Annotated in this window: 18 protein-coding genes; 9 read left to right on the top strand and 9 right to left on the bottom strand. The window is 51.7% G+C overall.

Annotated elements, in window-relative coordinates:
- Window positions 1-67: 67 nt before the first annotated feature.
- From HY774_00750 to HY774_00725, 6 genes are all read right to left on the bottom strand, one after another.
- A complete protein-coding gene (locus HY774_00750; GenBank protein ID MBI4746989.1) occupies window positions 68-2,191 on the bottom strand; it encodes a DEAD/DEAH box helicase in 2,124 nt (707 codons plus the stop codon).
- Between the two features lie 7 nt (window positions 2,192-2,198).
- Window positions 2,199-3,611 carry a DUF2791 family P-loop domain-containing protein gene (locus HY774_00745; protein ID MBI4746988.1) on the bottom strand — a complete coding sequence of 471 codons (1,413 nt, stop codon included), beginning with the start codon at window positions 3,609-3,611 and terminating at the stop codon, window positions 2,199-2,201.
- Window positions 3,611-4,894, bottom strand: a complete 1,284-nt coding sequence (locus tag HY774_00740; protein ID MBI4746987.1) for a DUF2791 family P-loop domain-containing protein — start codon at window positions 4,892-4,894, stop codon at window positions 3,611-3,613. The genes HY774_00745 and HY774_00740 overlap by 1 nt, the downstream gene beginning before the upstream one ends.
- Window positions 4,894-5,796 carry a hypothetical protein gene (locus tag HY774_00735; protein ID MBI4746986.1) on the bottom strand — a complete coding sequence of 301 codons (903 nt, stop codon included), beginning with the start codon at window positions 5,794-5,796 and terminating at the stop codon, window positions 4,894-4,896. Before HY774_00735 ends, HY774_00740 begins: the two co-directional genes overlap by 1 nt.
- 342 nt (window positions 5,797-6,138) lie before the next feature.
- Window positions 6,139-6,429 (bottom strand): hypothetical protein, encoded by a 291-nt coding sequence (locus tag HY774_00730; protein MBI4746985.1) that lies wholly within the window; start codon window positions 6,427-6,429, stop codon window positions 6,139-6,141.
- A 321-nt stretch (window positions 6,430-6,750) separates the two neighbouring features.
- Entirely contained in the window at window positions 6,751-6,936 is a 186-nt protein-coding gene (locus tag HY774_00725) for a hypothetical protein (protein MBI4746984.1), read from the bottom strand.
- 211 nt (window positions 6,937-7,147) lie between these two features.
- On the opposite strand from HY774_00725, the gene HY774_00720 reads away from it, so the two are divergent.
- The 3 genes from HY774_00720 (at window position 7,148) to HY774_00710 (ending at window position 8,957) form a co-directional block, all read left to right on the top strand.
- Complete coding sequence (locus HY774_00720) at window positions 7,148-7,537, top strand: hypothetical protein (protein MBI4746983.1); 390 nt, start codon at window positions 7,148-7,150, stop codon at window positions 7,535-7,537.
- Between the two features lie 210 nt (window positions 7,538-7,747).
- Window positions 7,748-8,311: a hypothetical protein gene (locus HY774_00715; GenBank protein ID MBI4746982.1), complete on the top strand. Its 564-nt coding sequence runs from the start codon at window positions 7,748-7,750 to the stop codon at window positions 8,309-8,311.
- A gap of 67 nt (window positions 8,312-8,378) precedes the next feature.
- Window positions 8,379-8,957, top strand: coding sequence for a hypothetical protein (locus HY774_00710; protein MBI4746981.1), 579 nt, complete (start codon window positions 8,379-8,381; stop codon window positions 8,955-8,957).
- A gap of 152 nt (window positions 8,958-9,109) precedes the next feature.
- Here the strand turns inward: HY774_00710 and HY774_00705 are convergent, their stop codons facing one another.
- Together HY774_00705 and HY774_00700 are read right to left on the bottom strand one after the other, a co-directional pair.
- Window positions 9,110-9,493 (bottom strand): HIT family protein, encoded by a 384-nt coding sequence (locus tag HY774_00705; GenBank protein ID MBI4746980.1) that lies wholly within the window; start codon window positions 9,491-9,493, stop codon window positions 9,110-9,112.
- Window positions 9,480-11,744: a DEAD/DEAH box helicase family protein gene (locus tag HY774_00700; GenBank protein MBI4746979.1), complete on the bottom strand. Its 2,265-nt coding sequence runs from the start codon at window positions 11,742-11,744 to the stop codon at window positions 9,480-9,482. The genes HY774_00705 and HY774_00700 overlap by 14 nt, the downstream gene beginning before the upstream one ends.
- 257 nt (window positions 11,745-12,001) lie before the next feature.
- On the opposite strand from HY774_00700, the gene HY774_00695 reads away from it, so the two are divergent.
- The 4 genes from HY774_00695 to arr all read left to right on the top strand — a co-directional run bounded on the left by HY774_00695 (window position 12,002) and on the right by arr (window position 14,716).
- Entirely contained in the window at window positions 12,002-12,358 is a 357-nt protein-coding gene (locus HY774_00695; GenBank protein MBI4746978.1) for a hypothetical protein, read from the top strand.
- A 105-nt stretch (window positions 12,359-12,463) separates the two neighbouring features.
- A complete protein-coding gene (aqpZ, locus tag HY774_00690) occupies window positions 12,464-13,153 on the top strand; it encodes an aquaporin Z (GenBank protein ID MBI4746977.1) in 690 nt (229 codons plus the stop codon).
- 364 nt (window positions 13,154-13,517) lie between these two features.
- A complete protein-coding gene (locus tag HY774_00685; GenBank protein MBI4746976.1) occupies window positions 13,518-14,078 on the top strand; it encodes a dihydrofolate reductase in 561 nt (186 codons plus the stop codon).
- 221 nt (window positions 14,079-14,299) lie between these two features.
- Window positions 14,300-14,716 (top strand): NAD(+)--rifampin ADP-ribosyltransferase, encoded by a 417-nt coding sequence (gene arr / locus HY774_00680; GenBank protein MBI4746975.1) that lies wholly within the window; start codon window positions 14,300-14,302, stop codon window positions 14,714-14,716.
- Between the two features lie 141 nt (window positions 14,717-14,857).
- Here the strand turns inward: arr and HY774_00675 are convergent, their stop codons facing one another.
- Window positions 14,858-17,089 (bottom strand): winged helix-turn-helix domain-containing protein, encoded by a 2,232-nt coding sequence (locus tag HY774_00675; protein MBI4746974.1) that lies wholly within the window; start codon window positions 17,087-17,089, stop codon window positions 14,858-14,860.
- A 196-nt stretch (window positions 17,090-17,285) separates the two neighbouring features.
- Between HY774_00675 and HY774_00670 the strand changes: the two genes are divergently transcribed.
- A complete protein-coding gene (locus HY774_00670; GenBank protein MBI4746973.1) occupies window positions 17,286-17,582 on the top strand; it encodes a hypothetical protein in 297 nt (98 codons plus the stop codon).
- 17 nt (window positions 17,583-17,599) lie between these two features.
- Window positions 17,600-18,145 (top strand): hypothetical protein, encoded by a 546-nt coding sequence (locus HY774_00665; GenBank protein ID MBI4746972.1) that lies wholly within the window; start codon window positions 17,600-17,602, stop codon window positions 18,143-18,145.
- The last annotated feature ends 619 nt before the right edge of the window (window positions 18,146-18,764 follow it).

Raw genomic sequence — 18,764 nt, 5'->3', positions numbered from 1 at the left:
AACCCCGAACCCCGAACCCCGAACCCCGAACCCCGAACCCCGAACCCCGAACCCCGAACCCCGAACCCTAGCCCGCGCCGCTGATTCTTCTTCCTGAAAACAACCGCGTAAACCGTTCTGGATCAAAAGCTTGAACCAGAGCTTCAGTTTGGACGGATACCGGCAACAACCGATGAAACCAGCCAACGTCCAGGCGCCGCTGAAAATGCTTTCGGTGGCGTGTCAAACAGGTCCTGACTTGCGCCGGAGTAAAGGCCAGCGGTTCAGTCGGCACATAGCCACTGATTTTGAGATGCAAATCCGTGCATTCGATCACATCCACGCCAAAATGTTCATTGAGCATCCAGCTTAAAACCACGCCGTACATTTCCCCGGCCTGATGAAATACCCAGGTTTCTGAAGGCGGCAAGATTTCATCATCAACTTCCGGATTTGTGTCTGGTTCGACCGTCACTCCCGGAAGATCTGATATATGAGCCGGTTGCGGCAAGCCAAGTTCCTGAGCGACAGCCGCCGCCAGTGCTGGAGGCATGCGACGGCTTCCAGAACCAAACGCCCCAGCGCGCCAGCCAGCTTCGTCAGTGGTCGGTTCAGCAAACAGCCGCTTTCTTTCAAACCTGATCGCCCGAACCGTGTGCCCGCCAAGCAAAAACACCTCGCCAATCGGCACCCAAAAATCAATTTCCCCCATCCGGCGACCGGTTATCTGGTTAAAAACTTCGACTGGTTCGCGTAACTTCAGGGTGAGATTGCTGTAAATCGCCCGCTGTTCGTGGAGCAATTCCCACTCTGGCCCTGGCTTCAACAGTCGGTCAGTTCCAGGGACAAATATTTTGTTTTCCAACAGATGATTGATGATCAAGTCAAACTGAGTTTTTGAAATCAATGGGTTCCCGTGAGGTTGAGTCACCAGGGAAAAGGAATGTTCCGGGTCAAATTCGCCAAATGGCGTCTGTTTGACATAGGAACAAAGCTGCTGGACCACGACCGATGGCCGAAACCAGTACGGCCCATTGTCGAGTTCTTCACTGCCGGGCTGGAGTTGACCAGTTGTGGCCACCCGGAGAAAGACAGAAAACAAAGCCGCTTCGATTTCCGTGCGAAAATACCCAATCACATTGGTTTGGCCGGTTCTTCGGTTGCCACGACCGATGCGTTGCAGAAAAGCGCTGCTATTTTCCGGTGGACCAATCAACACGACCAGATCCACGTCACCAATATCAATGCCAAGTTCAAGCGTCGAAGTCGCAAAACACAGCGCCGCGCCAGTTTGCGAAAATCCAACTTCCGCCCGCAGCCTCACTTCACGGTCGAGGCTGCCATGATGGACAAACACCTGGTCGCCAAACGGCGTTCCCTGCTGAAAGCCATGTCCCCAGGCTTCGCATTCGGCTTTGGTCTCGCAAAAGACAAGCACTTTTTTTCGACGTTGCGATTGTAACGACGCAAACAATTCAATTAGCGAATCCGCCCCTTGAAACGGAAGAATTTCAGCCTTGATTTCACGCCGTTCAGTACTGGCAACCACAAGTGAATCAGCAAAATAGCGTTCGGCCACCTGGATGGGGTTTTCAACCGTGGCCGACATGGCGCAAAACTGGATTTCTCTGGTTGCCGCGTCGCCTTTTTCAAAAGCAAATTGTTTGAGTCGCCGCAAGCGATTGAGCAAGAGTCGAAGCTGGTCTCCGCGTGGAGTGTTGTCGAGCGCATGGAGTTCATCAAGCACCACGGCCTGCAAATGAACCAGACTTCGTGGACGGCTGGCCAGCAGTGAATCCAATGATTCCGGCGTGGTTATCAGCATATCCGGCCTTTTTACCTGTTGCAGGCCATGAGTATCTCCGGTCTTCACAGCCAGTCGAAAGGAGAGGCGTTCAAGCGGTCCAATCAGGCGTTTTTCCAGATCATTGGCCAGGGCACGGGTGGGAACAATATAAAGGAGTGAAAGCGAATGGGAAGTTCGAGCAGAAGAGTGAAACAGCCGTTCGATCAGCGGCGCCAGCACGGCTTCGGTTTTTCCGCTGGCGGTGGGCGAGACGATAAAACAGTTTCGACCCTGGAATACAGGCTCAATGGCTCGCGTCTGGATGTCGGTAAACGTCCCGAACCGCGAGAAAAACGCATCCCACGTGTGGTGCAACCGATCCTTGAGCCAGTACATAAAGTCCAAAGCGGTGTCAAGCCACCGCACTCCACAGTTACCGTCCGAGCAACGCCCGCCGCACTTCGTCAACTGCCTGGGTCGCCGCGAAATCCGGGTAGGCAAAGCAGCGGTCGTAAATTTCCATTGTCAATCGGATGGTTTGGCGAAGGTTGATCAACCGGTTTTCGAGGCATTCAAGCAGGCCATGCGCGACATCAAGCAAAATGTCGCTTCGGTTATACCCATATGCCTGCCGATGCAGTACATAGAGCCGCGACATCAGTTCTTCAATCGTGCCTTCATCCCAGCGACTTTCGAGCGTAATGATTTGTTCCGGTTGGAGCCAGCGCCGGTAATCAAAGGCATTGACCGTCGGTGTCATGGCAAAGAGCGTCAACAGGTGGCTGTGTTCCATCAATCGAAATGAATGCTGGTTGGTGTGGTGGTGCTCCAGGTCATTTTCAGTAATTCGGCTGTTTGGCTGATTGGCGGTGCAGGTGTAAATCAAGCCTTTAAACATGTTGTCGGCGCGTTCTTTTCCGCGTTGCGGCAAGAGGCTGTAATGCTCCGATTCATCAATCAGCAGTACCAGCCCGGCATAACCAAGCTGCGAAGCAACCCATCCCCAGCCGCTCAGCAGATAGCAATACTGGTCAGCCGTGGTCGTCATGGTTGAAAGCGCTGGTGCTGGGAAATCCTGATTCCGAACTGGCAGGGCTTTACGAATGTCGGAAATATAGACTTTCTCGCCGGAGATCCAATCGAGCAGGAGTTGGAGTTCTTCGCCGTCCTTGCTGCGCAACTGGGCATAATTTTGAATGACCGTGGCGAAGATTGTTCCCCGTAATTTTTCAAGCATCGCCGCCATCGCCGTCGGACGCGAACAAACGGTTTCAAGCAACGGCACGAGACCGCGTTCATCAGGCTGATCGGGCAAGTGCAACGATTTGATCAGTGAATTGTAAATCCGCTGCGGGCGATTTGGCGGCACTTCCTGAATGTCCAGACTGGTGATGGCCACCAGATACCGGCGTTCAAGCGCGTCCTGGGCGGCAATTTCAAAGAAGTGGCTTTTCCCGCTGCCATATTCGCCGACCACCACGCGTAAATCCCCGCCTTCGCGCTGCACGCACTCAAAGGCTTCGTGCAGACTGTTGAGCGGACGTTCGAGGCCCACGCTCATTTCCCGGATGCGCTTTTGGGGAACAATGCCATACCTGAGCGCTTCAATCGTCCGCCGGGCGGCAAACTGCTGGCGCTGGTCCGGCGTCAGTTCCGGTCTGACCGCCATTGGCTGCGGACGAGGTACCGCCACTGCCGTCGAGGTTTCAAGCGTGGTCAACATTGAAGCCGGCACGACGGTTCGAATGCCGCTGTCAAACTGCACGGCGGCTTCACGACCCGCATTGCGCAATTCCTTAACCCGTCCGCGCCCAAAAAGCGGATGATTTACGAGTGAGCCAACCATCAGTATTCTCCGCCTTGTGATCGCCCAAGTTGTTCTGTCACCCGCCGGATCACGCCATTGACGCCGTCGGCTTCGTAGAGAAATTCCCCATCGGCTCGCTGTTCGGTCAGCATATCAATCAGCGACTTCACAAAATGCCGCCGGTGGCTGGTTGAAAGGAGCGCCGCGCACGAAGTGGCCAGTTGCGCGATATTTTGGGCCTGCAATTCGTGGTCGAGCTTGAGGTCATAGGCCAGTTCAAAGACTTCGACCAGCCGTTCGCCGATCAAGGTCAACAATTCCTCGCCTGGAAAATCCAATTGATCAAGGCTGATTTGGACGCTGAACGGGTTTTTGCGCGAGAACTTCACCTTGGAACTGATGCGCTGGCTCAGGGCTTCATACTGCGGTGCAATGTTGGTCACAAAATAGGGCGGAACGGCATACATAAAGAGCGTTCCCGGCAGACTTTCTCCGGCGCACCGGTCAACCACTTCGCGGAGGTTGTCGCAGGCTGTTTTTTCAGCCTTGGCCGAACTGATGCTCACCATGCGGTCGCCTTCGTCAAAGAGCAGAACCAGCCCGGAAAAGCCAAGTTCGTGAATGAGTTGCGCCAGTGAGCGCAACATTTTGAACGCCACGGACTTGTCAATTTTCTCGGTGATGCTAAACGGACGCAAGTCTTTGAGCGCCACCGTTTCCCCGCGCAGCCAGGCACCGATAAGCCGTTTTTTGTATTCGTTTTCCTCAGCCACAGCCAGCAAATAAAAATAAACCGCGTGGCGAAACGAAGGGCTTTCCACCTTGTAGCGCAACACGGTATCGAGCCAGAGCTTGACCCGCAAATCAAGTTCTCCCATCGAATTGCGCATTTGTTCAATGCCGATGGTGCGCAGCGTGTTGTGAAAGTAATTTTCCAGGAAGGACTCAATCCCGTGGGTGTCTTCGACGTTTGGATCCGGGTCGTGGAAGATCAGGTTGTTGATCACCGCCTGATAGACCTTGAGCTGGTTGTCGTAAGGGCATTCCTTCGGGCTGAGTTCGGAACGGCTGACAACGTAGCCATTTTTCCAGGCGATATCGCGCACGCGAAACAAAAAGTGGGATTTGCCACTGCCGTATTCGCCGACGACCAGCTTGAAGCTGGACCCGCCGTTGGGCAGGTAGCCTTTCAAATATTCGTCTTCGATGGTTTTCAACATCGAGTCGAGACCGACCGTGTAGGCTTCAAGTCCGCGAGTCGGCGGGATGCCCGATTCGCCGAGTTTGCGCACGATGTGCTGAGCTTCTGCACGTGAGAGCATTACTTCGATTTCTCCACAGTAAAGTACAAATCTTTAATGAAGGCGCCTTCATTGGCACCGGTCGCCAGGAACATGGCTTTGCGGCTATCGCTGCCGACTTCGATGGTCGAAACGCCGAAATTGAGCCGGAACTCGTTGTGGTTCAGGATGTTGTGCTGGCGCAACTGAAGCATGTCATAAATAAAGTGCGTTTTCGGATAATCCAAAAAGGTCAGGTTGGATGGTGTTTTCCGAAATGCGGCTGGCTGACGAACCCAAATCAGTTCGGTATAAAGATCCACAATTCCGGTGCGTGCCCCGACCTGTTCGCCATTGAGTTTGAGCAGGCGTTCATACGCGGCAAACAAATCGGCCAGAAGTTGCGGATAGTCGGTTTTGCGCTCGAAGATTTCCTTTCTGGCACGGTCATAGGCGCTGACGACGGCGTCTACATTGAGCTTGATGGTCTTGGAAGTGACCGGCTGGCGTGAAAACGTGATATCCACGCGCTTCTTGCGCATATCGGGCTTGATCAAAAAGAGGTCGGCAACCAGTGCATTGGGCGGACCGTCAAGCGTGATGCCTTTTTCCTGGAACGCCGTGCGCAAATCGCGGGCGAAGGTAAATTCCAGTTCCGAGAGTTTTTCATCGGCAATCACCCGCACCTGGGCGACCAGTTCTGAGTAATTTTCGGGCAGGTTGACATCCTGGGGTGGCTTTTCGAGTGCCGCAACGCTTTCCGAGAGGGCCACCGCAAATTTATGCGGGTCTTTGAGTGCCCGGAGCGCATCTTCGAGGGGTTTGGTCACCCGTTTGCGGAGCCCGATTTCCTGATTGAGTTGTTTGCGGATGGTATCAAGCGAGGTGGAAAGCTCAGCCGACTGAGGGACTTCAGCCGCGCCGTGGAGATCGTCGGTTGCCATGGGCTAATTACCTGTATTGAGTGAAGTAGTTGGATAAAATTTGGAATCCGCAAGGCTACTGATGAATGTCAGGTTTGTCCAGAACATTTTGCATTCTGGACCATTTGGAGTGCTGGGACTTGTCACAGCTTTCATTTTCAGCGGCTTGTCGCTGGCTGGTCTGATTTCGAAATCTTCACTCTTTGGATGGCTGTCGCCCAGCCTCAATCTGCTGGAGTCGTTCATCACAGGCCATTTTAATCAATCAATTCCAAAATGTGAGGTTCGACAAGTGGGAGGCAAAATGAAAGCCTCTCGTCTAAAGACGATACTCTGAACTGTTTCAGGCGTCTGAACAATTTCTCATTTCCCAGAAACTGTACCTTCCTCCGTTGCCGAAAAGGTCGGTTTTCGCCCGGATGGGCGCCGGAAAGTAGCCGGTGAGGAAGCCTGCTTTGAGGCGCACCCACCGGAATCCGCCCCCCAGGGAGGTTCGCGCCCGGATGAGCGCTGGAACAGGAGTGGTGAGCGAGAAGCCGAAAATTCCACGAAAACGGGATCAAACCAGCTTCCGGCGCCCATCCGGGCGCGAACCACTGCGGACCGACGATCCGGTGGTGTGCCCAAAGCGGCAAACCACCAGCTACTCTCCATCGCCCATCCGGGCGGGATCTGTCAAGCCCAGCGACCTTTCAACAACAAAGTGTATCTTCAAAAGAAATTGCCAGTAAATCATCATTTCTGCGAGAATGTTTTTCCAACCTTTGGATGTCTCAACACCTGTCTTCGAAAAAATCGCTTTATGACCGATACCAATGACAAAAATGCAAATGCGTTGACCCGGCAACCTGGGGCTGCCCCTCTCACCAAACGCTCAGATCGTCTGGCCAGGCGCGGGCTGGAAATGCTGAGCAAACTTGAGGCGACGGCTCTGGTTTCGTCAGCACCTTCCAGCCTGGCTCACGCTTTCCCAGTTCAATTGGTTTTCAGATTGGGGCATTTGCGTGCCATAAACAGTGTCGCGTTTAGGGACTGTAAAAAATCAACTTCCCGTTTTCGTTTGGGAATCAGGCATTTGGATTGAGCATCCTGAAAGGCTGCAGTTCGGATAGCCGGTGGTTGCGAGGCTTTGTGAGCTACCACCGGAAACAGGTTCGTCATCTCCAGTGCTCCCCGCTTCGCCCGTGCCCCTGCGGGGCGCGGGCGAAGCGGGGAGCAACAAGGGGTGGCCTTTGGATCCGGTGGTAGGCCCAAAGCGGCCAACCGACCGGCTATCCGAACTGCAACGCTTCGCGGTGCAAAACCAAAACCTGGACGTGGCGGAACTCGCCCCAGGAACTTATTTTTTAACGCTTCCTAAGGAGAAAGTACAATGTCAGATCCGGTAAATGTGATCTTTCATAGTCCAAGTAGATTAGCCATTGGGCCGATGATCTACTTGCATTGGGGGAGAGACGGTCTTCTTGAGTACTTGCGATTCGCCCTTCCGCGAATGCGTACTGGAGATGTGGAATATGCCTCCGCTCGGTTCATTGGTTGTTGTCACGAAAATCTACCCGGCGCAAATAGCCTTGGGTGCAGCAATCTTTTCCTTCCGCTCCCTGCAGAAGATGAAGACGAATTTGGGATTTATGAAAAAATCATAAGTGAAATACCAGCAGAGATTGCGAAGGTAAATGTTGATACGTGGACTGTTGACTGGGAGGGAAATACCATTCAACTGCCATCTGAATTAGCGGTAAAGGCAACCGGATTTGGATGATATTTCACAACAGCAAACGATTCGCTTCAGCAGTGTGCCGCTGAGCGCGGGCGTCCTGCCTGCGCTCCCAGGCAGAAATCATTTCCTGAAGAACTATTATGCATTACACCAAAGCACACGTAGCCGGCTTAGTTGATAAATCCAGCTCTGTCACGTGTACCGGGTTATCCTTGTCGTTGAGTCGCTGGCAATGGAGGCGTCAATCTACCTATGACTGTCTATGAACACTACCTGGAAACGGGATCAGGAACCGTTCGCGTTACGCTTATGCTCGACGCCGACATCGCAGTTGTGAACTACGAGATCCGCATTATGGGAGCGGGGAATCGGCGATTTTCCCTTGAAGGGCAGCGAATCGTACTTGCGGAAACATATGGATACATCAAACTCCGTAGCTTCACCGACAAGAATTTGAATCGTACGATTGAAATCTCCTCGTTGGGCTCAATCGTCGGCGATCCTGATTGGGACGACGACATGCGCGATGTCTTTAATCATATCTTCCTTGAGTATTACTGCGTGCCGGGTGGCGCTCCCTATGTAGCTGACGACCCCGGCTACGAACAGATGCGCGAAATGAACTGGGCCAATTGGAACGACCGATTTGACGTGTTACTCGTGGTCCATTTTTGCGCAATGCTCCATCCAGAGTTCGCCGACTATATGACAGACAGCGAAGCGGTCTCCGAACTCAAGTCTGTCCTGACGAGCCTGAACCGACAAAAGCTCGCGATACGGCGTGAGGAAACACTGGAACCAGGTTCGCAGCCATGAGGCGGTCAACCTGGCAGGCGCACCAAACGCGGCCTGGCGAATGTCGTTACCTTCATCGAGGTGTATTGTGGTCAAAACAACGAACTTCTTCGATAATCAAACCCGATTATCTGCCAACCCACACTTCTATGATTATCTGCACTGCCTGGACTTTGAGCCCGATGGTTTAGTCCGGATGCTTGACGGTGGTGGACAGGTCATCAACACTGAAGCGCACGGCAGATATCGAATCTCGCAAGTTGATGATGCGTTCTTCCAAATTCACTTCAGCGAACTGGTTGAAACCAATCCATATGCAGATGACAGAATTCTTCGCCACCTCGACGATTTCAGTGTGACCGTCGAAAAACAAGACGGCCTGTTTGCATTTCACCAGGAAGTGGTGTGGCATATCGCTGACAAGACAAAATGGCCATGCTTGTTGTATCCCGTGCGATACGTCTTCAACATTGATCCGTTAGAGTTTGGCAACTCCAATCAAGAACATAACCTGTACTTCATTCTTGAAAAAAAGGATTTTCGGAACTCCACCCATTACTACTATGCGGCTGAGGATGCTCAAGAATTGCCTGCAGATCAACTTGAACAACTCATCTTGGAGAACAAGAATAGTGTTTGTTGGCCTGCCAAAAACGCCGCATCATGAGCACCTGTACCAAAATTACGGTCCGTGCCGGATCTAACCTGGACACATCACTACCCACAATCATGTCTCAATTACCTCAAACTTCAATTTGAACACCAAATTCTGGAAGCCGTCGGGCGCTGGTACGAAGCTAAAAAATAGTCTCAAGCTACCTAAAGGTAAGCCACCAGAGGCTTTTTGAGATTCCGGATTCCACCACGTGGGTCAGCACAATCACCGTTGAAGCGCGGAATTACATGAAAATGAACGTGGAAAATAGTTTGTCCCGCGGCTTCACCGTCATTGACACCAAAGTTGTAGCCGGCGGGCCGATGTGTTTGATCAAGATAACCGGTAACCACTTGAATCATTTGGTGTAATGCCTGAAATTCCTCAAGGGTCATTTCTCGAAATGATGCGACGTGACGTCTTGTGATAATCAGGCAATGCCCAAGATTTACGGGGAAGGCGTCTTCGATCATGACCCAAAATTGGTTTTCCAGGACAATCCGGTCTGTGAGGTGGCAAAAAAGGCAAGGGTTGTCAGACTCTGGCATAGTAGGAATTGATCGCAGCTTGAGCTATTTCTTTCAGTTGGCGCTTGTCTTCTACGGTAAGGACTCTCCACAAGGCATCTTGAAACTTGATCACAGTCACGTCTTTTAAATAGCGGAGATATTTCCGACGCTCAAATTTCTCAAACGGCATTTCCAACATCACCGACGCAATCTCAGTATCTGTCAGTGTCACTACTTTATTCATGCGCTTTCCTTCAGCTTCAACTTTTTGACCGGATGTTTGCCGATTGAGATAAAACGTCCGGAAGAATTGAACCAGCGCCGGGACATTCACCCTTCCCCGCTCATCGGCAAGTTCCAGTAACCCGAGTAACAAGACTGGTTTGTAAGAAGAACTCATATCCATTTCGGTGACAAATTCAAAAAACTGCTGCTTGATATTTTCTGATGTAACTTCGACCAACCCGAAATCGGCTCGGATCTGTGCAACTCTCTCCTTTTTAAAATAATGATAGACCCGGCTGCCCATTTCAATGGTGTGATCAGGCTGCAACCGGTTGGCTTCAATCCAGTTCCGGACAGTCCGTTGTCCAACTCCAAGTTCTCGCTCCAACTCATGGGCTTGAAGCATGTCTTTAACTTCGTCTTGCCAGCGGAAAATATCAATTGGCTCGTAGCGCTCAGCCCATAAATGAAGCCCCAGGTGAGCAGTTGTTTTTTCTCCGGCAGCAATTTGCCGGTCTTCGGTTTGTAGAAGCTCTACTGGCGCGGCAATCAGAGCACCAGGGAAGTATTTTTCCTTCTGAAGTAATCGGTGGGCACTCATTGCCTGTGCATATCGGGTGGTATTGTCTATGAAATCAAAAACATAGAGACATTCCTTGCCAGGAGCTTTTCGAGTCCCACGCCCAAGTTGCTGAACATACACAACTTTGCTGAGCGTCGGACGGGCCATAAATAAAGCTTCGGTTTCGGGTGAATCCCAACCTTCCGTCAAAATATCACAGGCACATAGTACCTGGATTTCCCCTTGTCGGTACTTTTCAAGGGTGGCTTGACGCTGTTCGGCATCCGTCCGCCCTGACACGTGGGCCGCAGCGATTTTCTGTCGTTGAAATTCCAAAGCCAGATTCTCAGCGTGGGCAACATTGACACAAAAACACACAGCCCGTTTGCCCGCTACATGAGCAATGTAGGTATCAACAATCAATCGGTCCCGACCTGGAATGAACAAATGTATTTCGAGGTCTGAAGCCCGATAATCCACTCCATTGAAATGAATATGGGTCAAATCTACATTTGTTCGAACACGAACACACCGAATCGGGACTAATAATCCACGGGAAATCGCTTCTTCCAATTCAAGTCGGTGAGCCGTGGTTTGAAATAAATCGAGAAGGGATTGACCATCATGTCGCTCGGGAGTTGCGGTCAGCCCCAAAATGAATCTGGCCCGAAAATAAGCCAGCACTTTTCGATAGATAGGAGCAGCAACATGGTGGGCTTCATCAAAGACGATATAGCCAAACTCTTTTGGATCAAAGAGTTCAAGCGAGTCACTCATTGCCTGTATCGTAGATAAAACAACATGAGCGTCAGGTTTTCCTGACTTCTTTCGAAAAACCTGAGAAGTCACTTCCGGCCAAAGTTCCAGGAAACGATTTTGGGTTTGTTTGACCAAATCCGTCCGGTGAGCAAGATACAAAGTTCGAAAGCCAAGCCGTTTTGCGTCTGAAATGGCAATGTGGGTTTTCCCGGTTCCAGTTGCAAGGGTCAACAACGAAATGGTTTTCCCTTGTCGTCTCAGTTCGTCAAGTAATTGCACTGCATTACTTTGGTGAGCATGGAGTGATATTTCAGCGCCTTGTTGCTCAGGCAAAAAGTCATCCAACGTTCCTTCAGATATTTCCCGTTCCAGGAACAAGCGCAACTGTTCTCTCACTCGTTCTCGTTCGCCTGCCAGTTGAGCGTCAGTCCACCGATAAACCTTCCAACCTTGATAAATCAAACTGTTTTGGCGCACCAATGAATCACGATAATCCCTGGGTGAAACAATACCTTGTGTCGGAAAATGCCAGGCTTCGCCATCGATCTCAAATGCATACTTCCCAAGCCTTGAAAGCAAAACAAAATCGATAGAGCGACCTTTTCCGTCAATATCTTGAAAGGGATACTGCGGCAACAATAGCTGAGCACGCTCAAAGCCTAGCGCTTCCTGGAAAATATCAACAAAAAGGTCTTCACTCGAACTACTTTGGAGACCTCTATTTAAATCGGGGGTGTTAGTCATTCATCCTCCAGTTCAATTCAAAGACTGGCAGCGACAGCTTAAGGCAGCGGGGGCAGAGCTGCGTGGCCATCGGTTAATTTATTCAAAAACAACCCCATAGGAAATCTTAAACCTTTATCACTTTTTACAAAAAAACCTTTCGGAGTGCGGCGGCTTGACACATGTGGAGTGCTGGGACTTGTCACAGCTTTCATTTTCAGCGACTTGTCGCTGTGGTCTGATTTCGAAATCTTCACTCTGCGGCACACCACCGGAGCTTGGGTCCACGATGGTCCGCGCCCGGATGGGCGCTGGAAGCTGGTTCGGGTCCCGTTTCCCCAGGGTTTTCGGCGCCTCGCTCACCACTCCTGTTCCAGCGCCCATCCGGGCGCAACCCCGTGATGGCGACTCTGTCCGGTGGCCGCGTGTCCAAAGCGACACTTGCCACCGGCTATTTTCCAGCGCCCATCCGGGCGAAAACCACTGTTCCTGCCAGCGAGTGGTCGAAGTTCATCCCCCTTTTATGGGGACTTGTACTCAGCAACTCGCTTGCCCTGGTCGTTTCTTGTGCCTACTATGTGCGTATCCAACAACATCCTGAAAATTTCCTCAATACACCTGTTAGACGACTCTGAGCCGGAAAATACGCTCAATACACCTGTTATGTGCTATTGAGATGCATAATCAATCGTTTGGCGTCGCAGGGCAACCATTCCCCATCTTTCGTTAAGGAGAAGACCATGAAAAAGTATACCGCGGAATTCTTAGGCACGTTCTGGCTGGTGTTAGGCGGATGCGGCAGCGCTGTCCTTGCAGCCGCATTTCCACAAGTCGGAATCGGGCTGCATGGCGTGTCACTCGCTTTCGGTCTGACCGTTCTCACCATGGCATTTGCCATCGGGCACATCTCGGGCTGCCACCTCAACCCGGCAGTCTCGGTCGGGTTGTGGCTCGGCGGACGCTTCCCAGCAAATAAGCTGGCGCCGTACATCGTGGCGCAGGTCCTTGGCGCCATTGCCGCTGGTGCGGTGCTCTACCTGATCGCGAGCGGGGCGCCCGGCTTTGACGTCGCAAAGGGCTTCGCCTCAAACGGGTATGGTGAACATTCACCGGGAGGCTACTCTCTTGTGGCGGCAATGGTCACGGAAATTGTCATGACGATGTTCTTTCTGATCGTCATTCTTGGCGCCACAGACAAACGCGCACCTCAAGGCTTTGCACCTATCGCCATTGGGCTGGCGCTCACCCTGATTCACCTGATCAGCATTCCGGTTACAAATACTTCAGTAAATCCAGCTCGAAGCACCGGCGTGGCGATCTTCGTTGGTGGCTGGGCAATTGCGCAACTCTGGTTGTTTTGGCTGGCACCAATCGTTGGCGCGGGCATCGGCGCGCTCGTTTATAACTTCATCAGCCAAGACGAGGCATGATTCCCTGTTCAAGCAGAGCGCCAACGGCAGGCCACCAGACCCGGTCTGGCGGTATGCGGTACAGTTTCACCAGCCTGGCCTTTCAAATTGCGACACGAAGTGGGATATCAAGCACGACCTTCATTTTGGTACCGCAATCGAAACCAGTTTGGAAAAGCGTCGTCCTTCTCCGACGGAGGGTCTGCCGAGCTGATTGAAATCACGTCCACTCACGTTTGTGACTGGCGGAGACTCACTGATTTCCAGGCTGGAAGTGTCTCCGAAAGACACAAAAGCGAGGGAATCCCTTCTTTTTCGGTTCCAAAACACAACTGTCGAGTTCAAAAGCATGACGATCTCTAATAATTCACGGATAACGATCCACATGGTGGCAAGCCTCGACGGCTTTATCGCTCGAAAGGACGGAAGCGTTGACTGGCTCGAAACCTCAGACGAATTCGCAGACGGGGATACGCTGGATCCCGAATTCGTCGAAGCATTCCTCAAGACAATTGACTGCTACGTTATGGGGTCTCGAACCTATGAAACTGCGCTTGGTTTTGAAGCCAAAGGGTTGGGCTGGTCCTATGGTGATAAGCCGACCTTCGTCCTTACCAGTCGCAATCTTCCACGGACTCGGGATACCGTACAGTTCTACTCAGGTGACCTGGCGCAGTTGGTAAATGAGCGCCTGCGGCCCGCTTTCGGTAACATCTGGGTTGTCGGAGGTGGTGCAGTTTCAGGCGAATGCCTTCGTCTTGGACTGGCCGATGAGATCCGCTATTCGGTTGTGCCGGTCTTGATTGGCAATGGAATACCATTCTTTGAGAAGCTCGACAGAGACATTGCTCTCCATCTGGCGGAGGTCAAAGCCTATCAGAGCGGCATGGTGGAACTTTGTTACGAAGTGCAGGGGCGTAACAGTACGTCACAGAACACTATCTAATAACAAAATGCGACCGGATGACTCTGAATCGGAAAAACGGCTCAATCTGCCTGTTATGCGCCATTGAGACGCATAATCACTGGATGAGCGGCAAGCTTCTCATACTGGCCACTGCTCTTTGGTCTGCATGTATCTACCGGCTCCTGGGGTTTGGCCCCCGCCTTGTTCAGCGCCTGATGGGCAACATCAGGCAAATCCCCTAAACATCTGTGGAGTAGTAAATGGCTACCTTCGACAATCCTGATTCGCAAATGTATTACCACGGCACAAAGGCTGACCTGAAGGTGGGTGATCTCATCGAACCGGGCTATGCTTCCAACTATGGCAAAAGGAACCAGGCGGCTTTCGTTTACCTGACTGCTACACTGGATGCGGCCATCTGGGGCGCCGAGCTGGCCGTTGGCACCGGACCTGGCAGGATCTACATCGTGGAACCAACAGGATCCATTGAAGATGATCCAAACCTAACCAATAAGAGATTTCCTGGAAATCCTACCAAGTCATACCGTTCCCGGAATCCATTTCGCGTCATCGGCGAGGTTACAGATTGGCAGGGTCACTCTCCTGACCAGCTCAAAGAAATGCACGATCACCTTGAGAATCTCAAGCAACGTGGGATTGAAGCAATTGAAGAATGAACACAGTTCGGCCATCTAACACTTTATTCAAGTGACGTTGCTTCGCAGTTCGGCAAATACAGGCATTGGGCAAAACCCACTCGATGACCTCAGGCGCTCATAGAAAAGCGGCGTCGAGTGGGCCGCACTCCAAATTTGGATTTATCGCGCGATGTCCAGCAAGTACAGGTTTGAGAGTTTGCGCACATATGTGTAGGCATATGATTTACCGTCCGCCGAATACAATATCGGAATCATTGAAATCAATCCCGCCTGGTCAAAATACCGAATCTCCCGCAGGAACTCTTTGTGGCCTGTTTCAATGTCAAACCGCGAAATCCGCAACGGATTTTCTCCCTGCACAAGAAAGAGCGAACGACCATCAGCACTCCAGCAAATAATCCCGGTATGCGGTTCAAGTACCGGAAAGGGGCGCATTTCTCCGGTTTCAACCGAAAACCAGAACCGATTGCGGCTGGCATCATTCACGACGATGGTCCGTCCATCCGGTGACAACGGACGCCCGGTAATCCCCTCCGGAGTCAAAGGTTGAATGACGTTGGTCTCTAAATCAAAAGTGTAGAGTCGCGGCTTGTGCCCCGGTTCACGTCCAAACAACACCAGCCGCTGGCTGTCGGGGAACCAGTTGCCATATTCACGAAATTCAATGGCTCCAGCCGGGATGGTTTGCGGTTGCCCAACACCTGTCGGAATCAAAACCAACTGCGGCGGTTTGGTGTGCCGGTATCGCGCCAACGCCCATTTACCGTTCGGAGACAGTGAAATTGCAAAACCGTCTCCGAGTCGAACTGCCGGACTGCCATCCGTGTGGCGCAGGTACACCGATGCCGTTTCCCCACCACCTTCTCCCTCTTCGTCAAACAGGATTTGTTGGCCATCCGTTGAAAGATCCCGGAGCCAGGATCCATCAAGCCACGAAAGATCCCGTTCCTGAGTTGCACCAGGTGGCAAACACATAATGCCGGTGCGCCAGTCTTCGCGCGCCAGTAAAACCTGTCCCTGAGCAGAAATGTCATAGATCGTCAGGCTGCCAGGGACTCGAACCAGTTGCCGTTCCTGTCCGTCCAGATTGACGGCATACAAATCACAATTGATACCTTTGGCCGATGCCGTAAACCAGATTTCTGAGCCGGAGGGCGACCAGGCCAGCCCGCTAAGCGATGTCCAATCGCTGGATAGCTTGCGTTTGTTGCCATTCTGGTTAATCAGGAAAATTGACCCGCTGCTATCGTAAGCCTGTGCCGGATGATTGATAAAAGCAATCCATTCACCAGTTGGCGAAATCCGGACGTTGCTGATCCAGCCCGGCAACGGCGCTTCGTACAGCGTTTTGCCAATCGGAAACTGAAGCTGGAACTTCCCATCTTCAAAATGAATGACGGCCAGCTCTTTTCCATCCGATGACCAGTCAGCCTCAAAGACATTATCCAGGACCTCACGCGGGGCACCACTCCCGGAAAATGAAACTCGCGCCAGGGTTCCTCGATGCGCCAATGGCCCTGGATGGGTAATCACGGCCAGTTCCCCAGTCGAAGAAACAGCCGCCAGATAGACATCACTCAACCCAAATGGACGTGATTCAGGGGTTTCCGGTCGAAGTGAAAAAATCTCGCCTGGATTCCCTTCCCAGGCGGCGCTATAGAGAATTGTCGCTCCATCTTTGAGAAACCGGGCCGACCACACCATCCCGTTTCGAAAGCTCACCTGTCGAAATACTGGGAGCGAGTTTGGAACCTGAGGCTTCTGCAAAAAAACAGCTCCACCACAAACTCCAATGACACCAATAAATAAACTCCAGATGACCATTGTTAATGGACTAAATGAAACCTGTGGTCGGTGCCGGGAACGTGATTCTGAACCGGAGGGAAGGCTCTGTATTGAGTTCTCAGGCAGTCGTCCCAGATCGGTCAGTGCAAAAGAGGTCGTTAGACGTTCCTGAGGACTGCCATTTTGACTGGAAGCTGTGGTGGGCTGATCAAATTCAACTTCTTCCTCAATGGTAATGTGTGATCGCTCTTGCACGATCACAGTCAGACTGTCATCGGCCAGGGATTTGACAGTGGCGACAAAGCGATAGCCACGACGTGGGATTGTTTCAATAAACTGGGCACCCTCATCCACCTCTCCGAGCACTTTGCGCAGTGTCGAGACGTTTCGCGCCAGGTTTCCCTCCTCAACAAACGTGTCGGGCCAGACACGCTCTAGCAAACTATCTTTTTCCAGGACGCTGCCTGGGTGCTCCAAAAAGATCAATAAAATGTCAAAGACCTTTGGCGCCAGGGGAACGACCTTTCCCTCTTTGAGCAACAAGCGGTCCTGGGGGTCTACCCGAAAGGCTCCAAATTCGTAGAAGTGCTTCGTTTGCTTAGACATAAATTACCGGACAAGCTTATTCCAGGTTTTTTCCGAACTCTTTCCAAACTCTTTCCAGGCGCATTTCATACCTTTTTCCGAATTTGCGAAAGACATATTTTCAAGTTTTTCCTTATGGTCGCTGGCGTCGGTTTTTCACCAAAACTAAAGCAGCAAGCCTGACTTTCTGAAATCAAAAGGCGTGAAATTAGGTACCATGAGAAAGAAAATCACCATTACCATTGAAACTCAACGGACGGTGTCACTCAGACGTGAACCCAATCGGAACGGGGAATGGTGTTCTGAATGCCACGAATATGTTGATTTGATTGATGTTGAGCAGGCAGCGCTGATCCTTGGGGTAGACCATCAAACGCTGAACCAGCTTGCACAAATGGGTGATCTCCACCCGCTGAGCCAGTTTAATAGGGCACGGTTGATCTGCCTCAATTCGGTGCTGCAGTACCACGGAACCGACACCACACTCAAATCCATTACATCTAAATCTCAATGAGAAGGAGAAAGCGTGTTATGACTTTTAATAGACTGATTATTACTTTCCTTTTGGCGGGGTTGGTTTCCGGATTTACCTCTGATTTGCAGGCCCGATCACTCCATCAACCCAACCAGACACCAACCCAGGCTTCGGCCAGGGCGGCGGGAAAACAAACCTTGACGGGAAGCTGGATGGCAACATTTTCATCAGCCGATGAACCACCCTCGTTTCCACCACTTCCGGCGCTGTTTACTTTCGGCAAAGATGGGACGTTGGTCCAAACAGATGGTGGCGAGTTACAACCCCCACCTGAGGAAGATCCATTCTATACCGGCCCAGGGCATGGGGTCTGGAAAAAAATGGGCGGCTCGAAATATGCCTTTTCGTTTATGATTATTGCGGTTAACCCAAACGGCACGCTCAATAGCACTGGAAAAGTCAAATTCACCATTGATTTAAGCGCTGATGGTCAATCATTTAGCGGGAATGGGACGTTTGCGTTTTTTGATGCGGATGGAGTTCCGATTGATGGGGCTTCGGGTCAGGAGAGAATCACCGGCCAGCGGCTGAATGTCGAATGAACTGAGTACAAGTCCCCATAAAAGGGAGATGAAATTTGACCACTCGATGAAAGAAAAATTGGTTTTCGCCCGGATGGGCGCTGGAACAGGAGTCGTGAGCCAGAAGCCGAAACTTCCACGAAAACCGGGACCCGAACCAGCTTCCAGCGCCCATCCGGGCGCAACCCACTGCGGACTGACGCTCCGGTGGTGTGCCCAAAGCGGCAAACCACCGGCTATTGTCCGGCGCCCATCCGGGCGAAAGCCAATTCGGAATCACCGAATTTCCATCCCCTATTTATGGGGACTTGTACTAACTCCTATATTTTCACTCCTTTGCTCCTTCACTCCTTCGCTATTCACTATTTCACGCTGATAGAGCATTTTAGAAAATGATTTCGGTTCAGAGTAATACCTTCAGGTGCGAGATGTAACGACTGGGACGGAAGAAGAACCCTCTCGTCTAAAGACGATACTCTGAACTTTTTCAGACTTCTGAACACAAAGGTAAGCGAAGGCTTGAACGCTGAACAGCTTCCCATTCCCCGAGAAACTGTATCGTCCTCCGTTGCCGAAAAAGTCGGTTTTCGTCCGGAGGTCGCCGGAAAGTAGCCGGTGGGTGTGCCTCAAAGCAGGCTGC

This window comes from Acidobacteriota bacterium (assembly GCA_016208495.1).
Classification (GTDB): domain Bacteria; phylum Acidobacteriota; class Blastocatellia; order Chloracidobacteriales; family Chloracidobacteriaceae; genus JACQXX01.
Note: the sequence above shows the minus strand (reverse complement) of the source record. Positions and strands in the feature narration are given on the sequence as shown.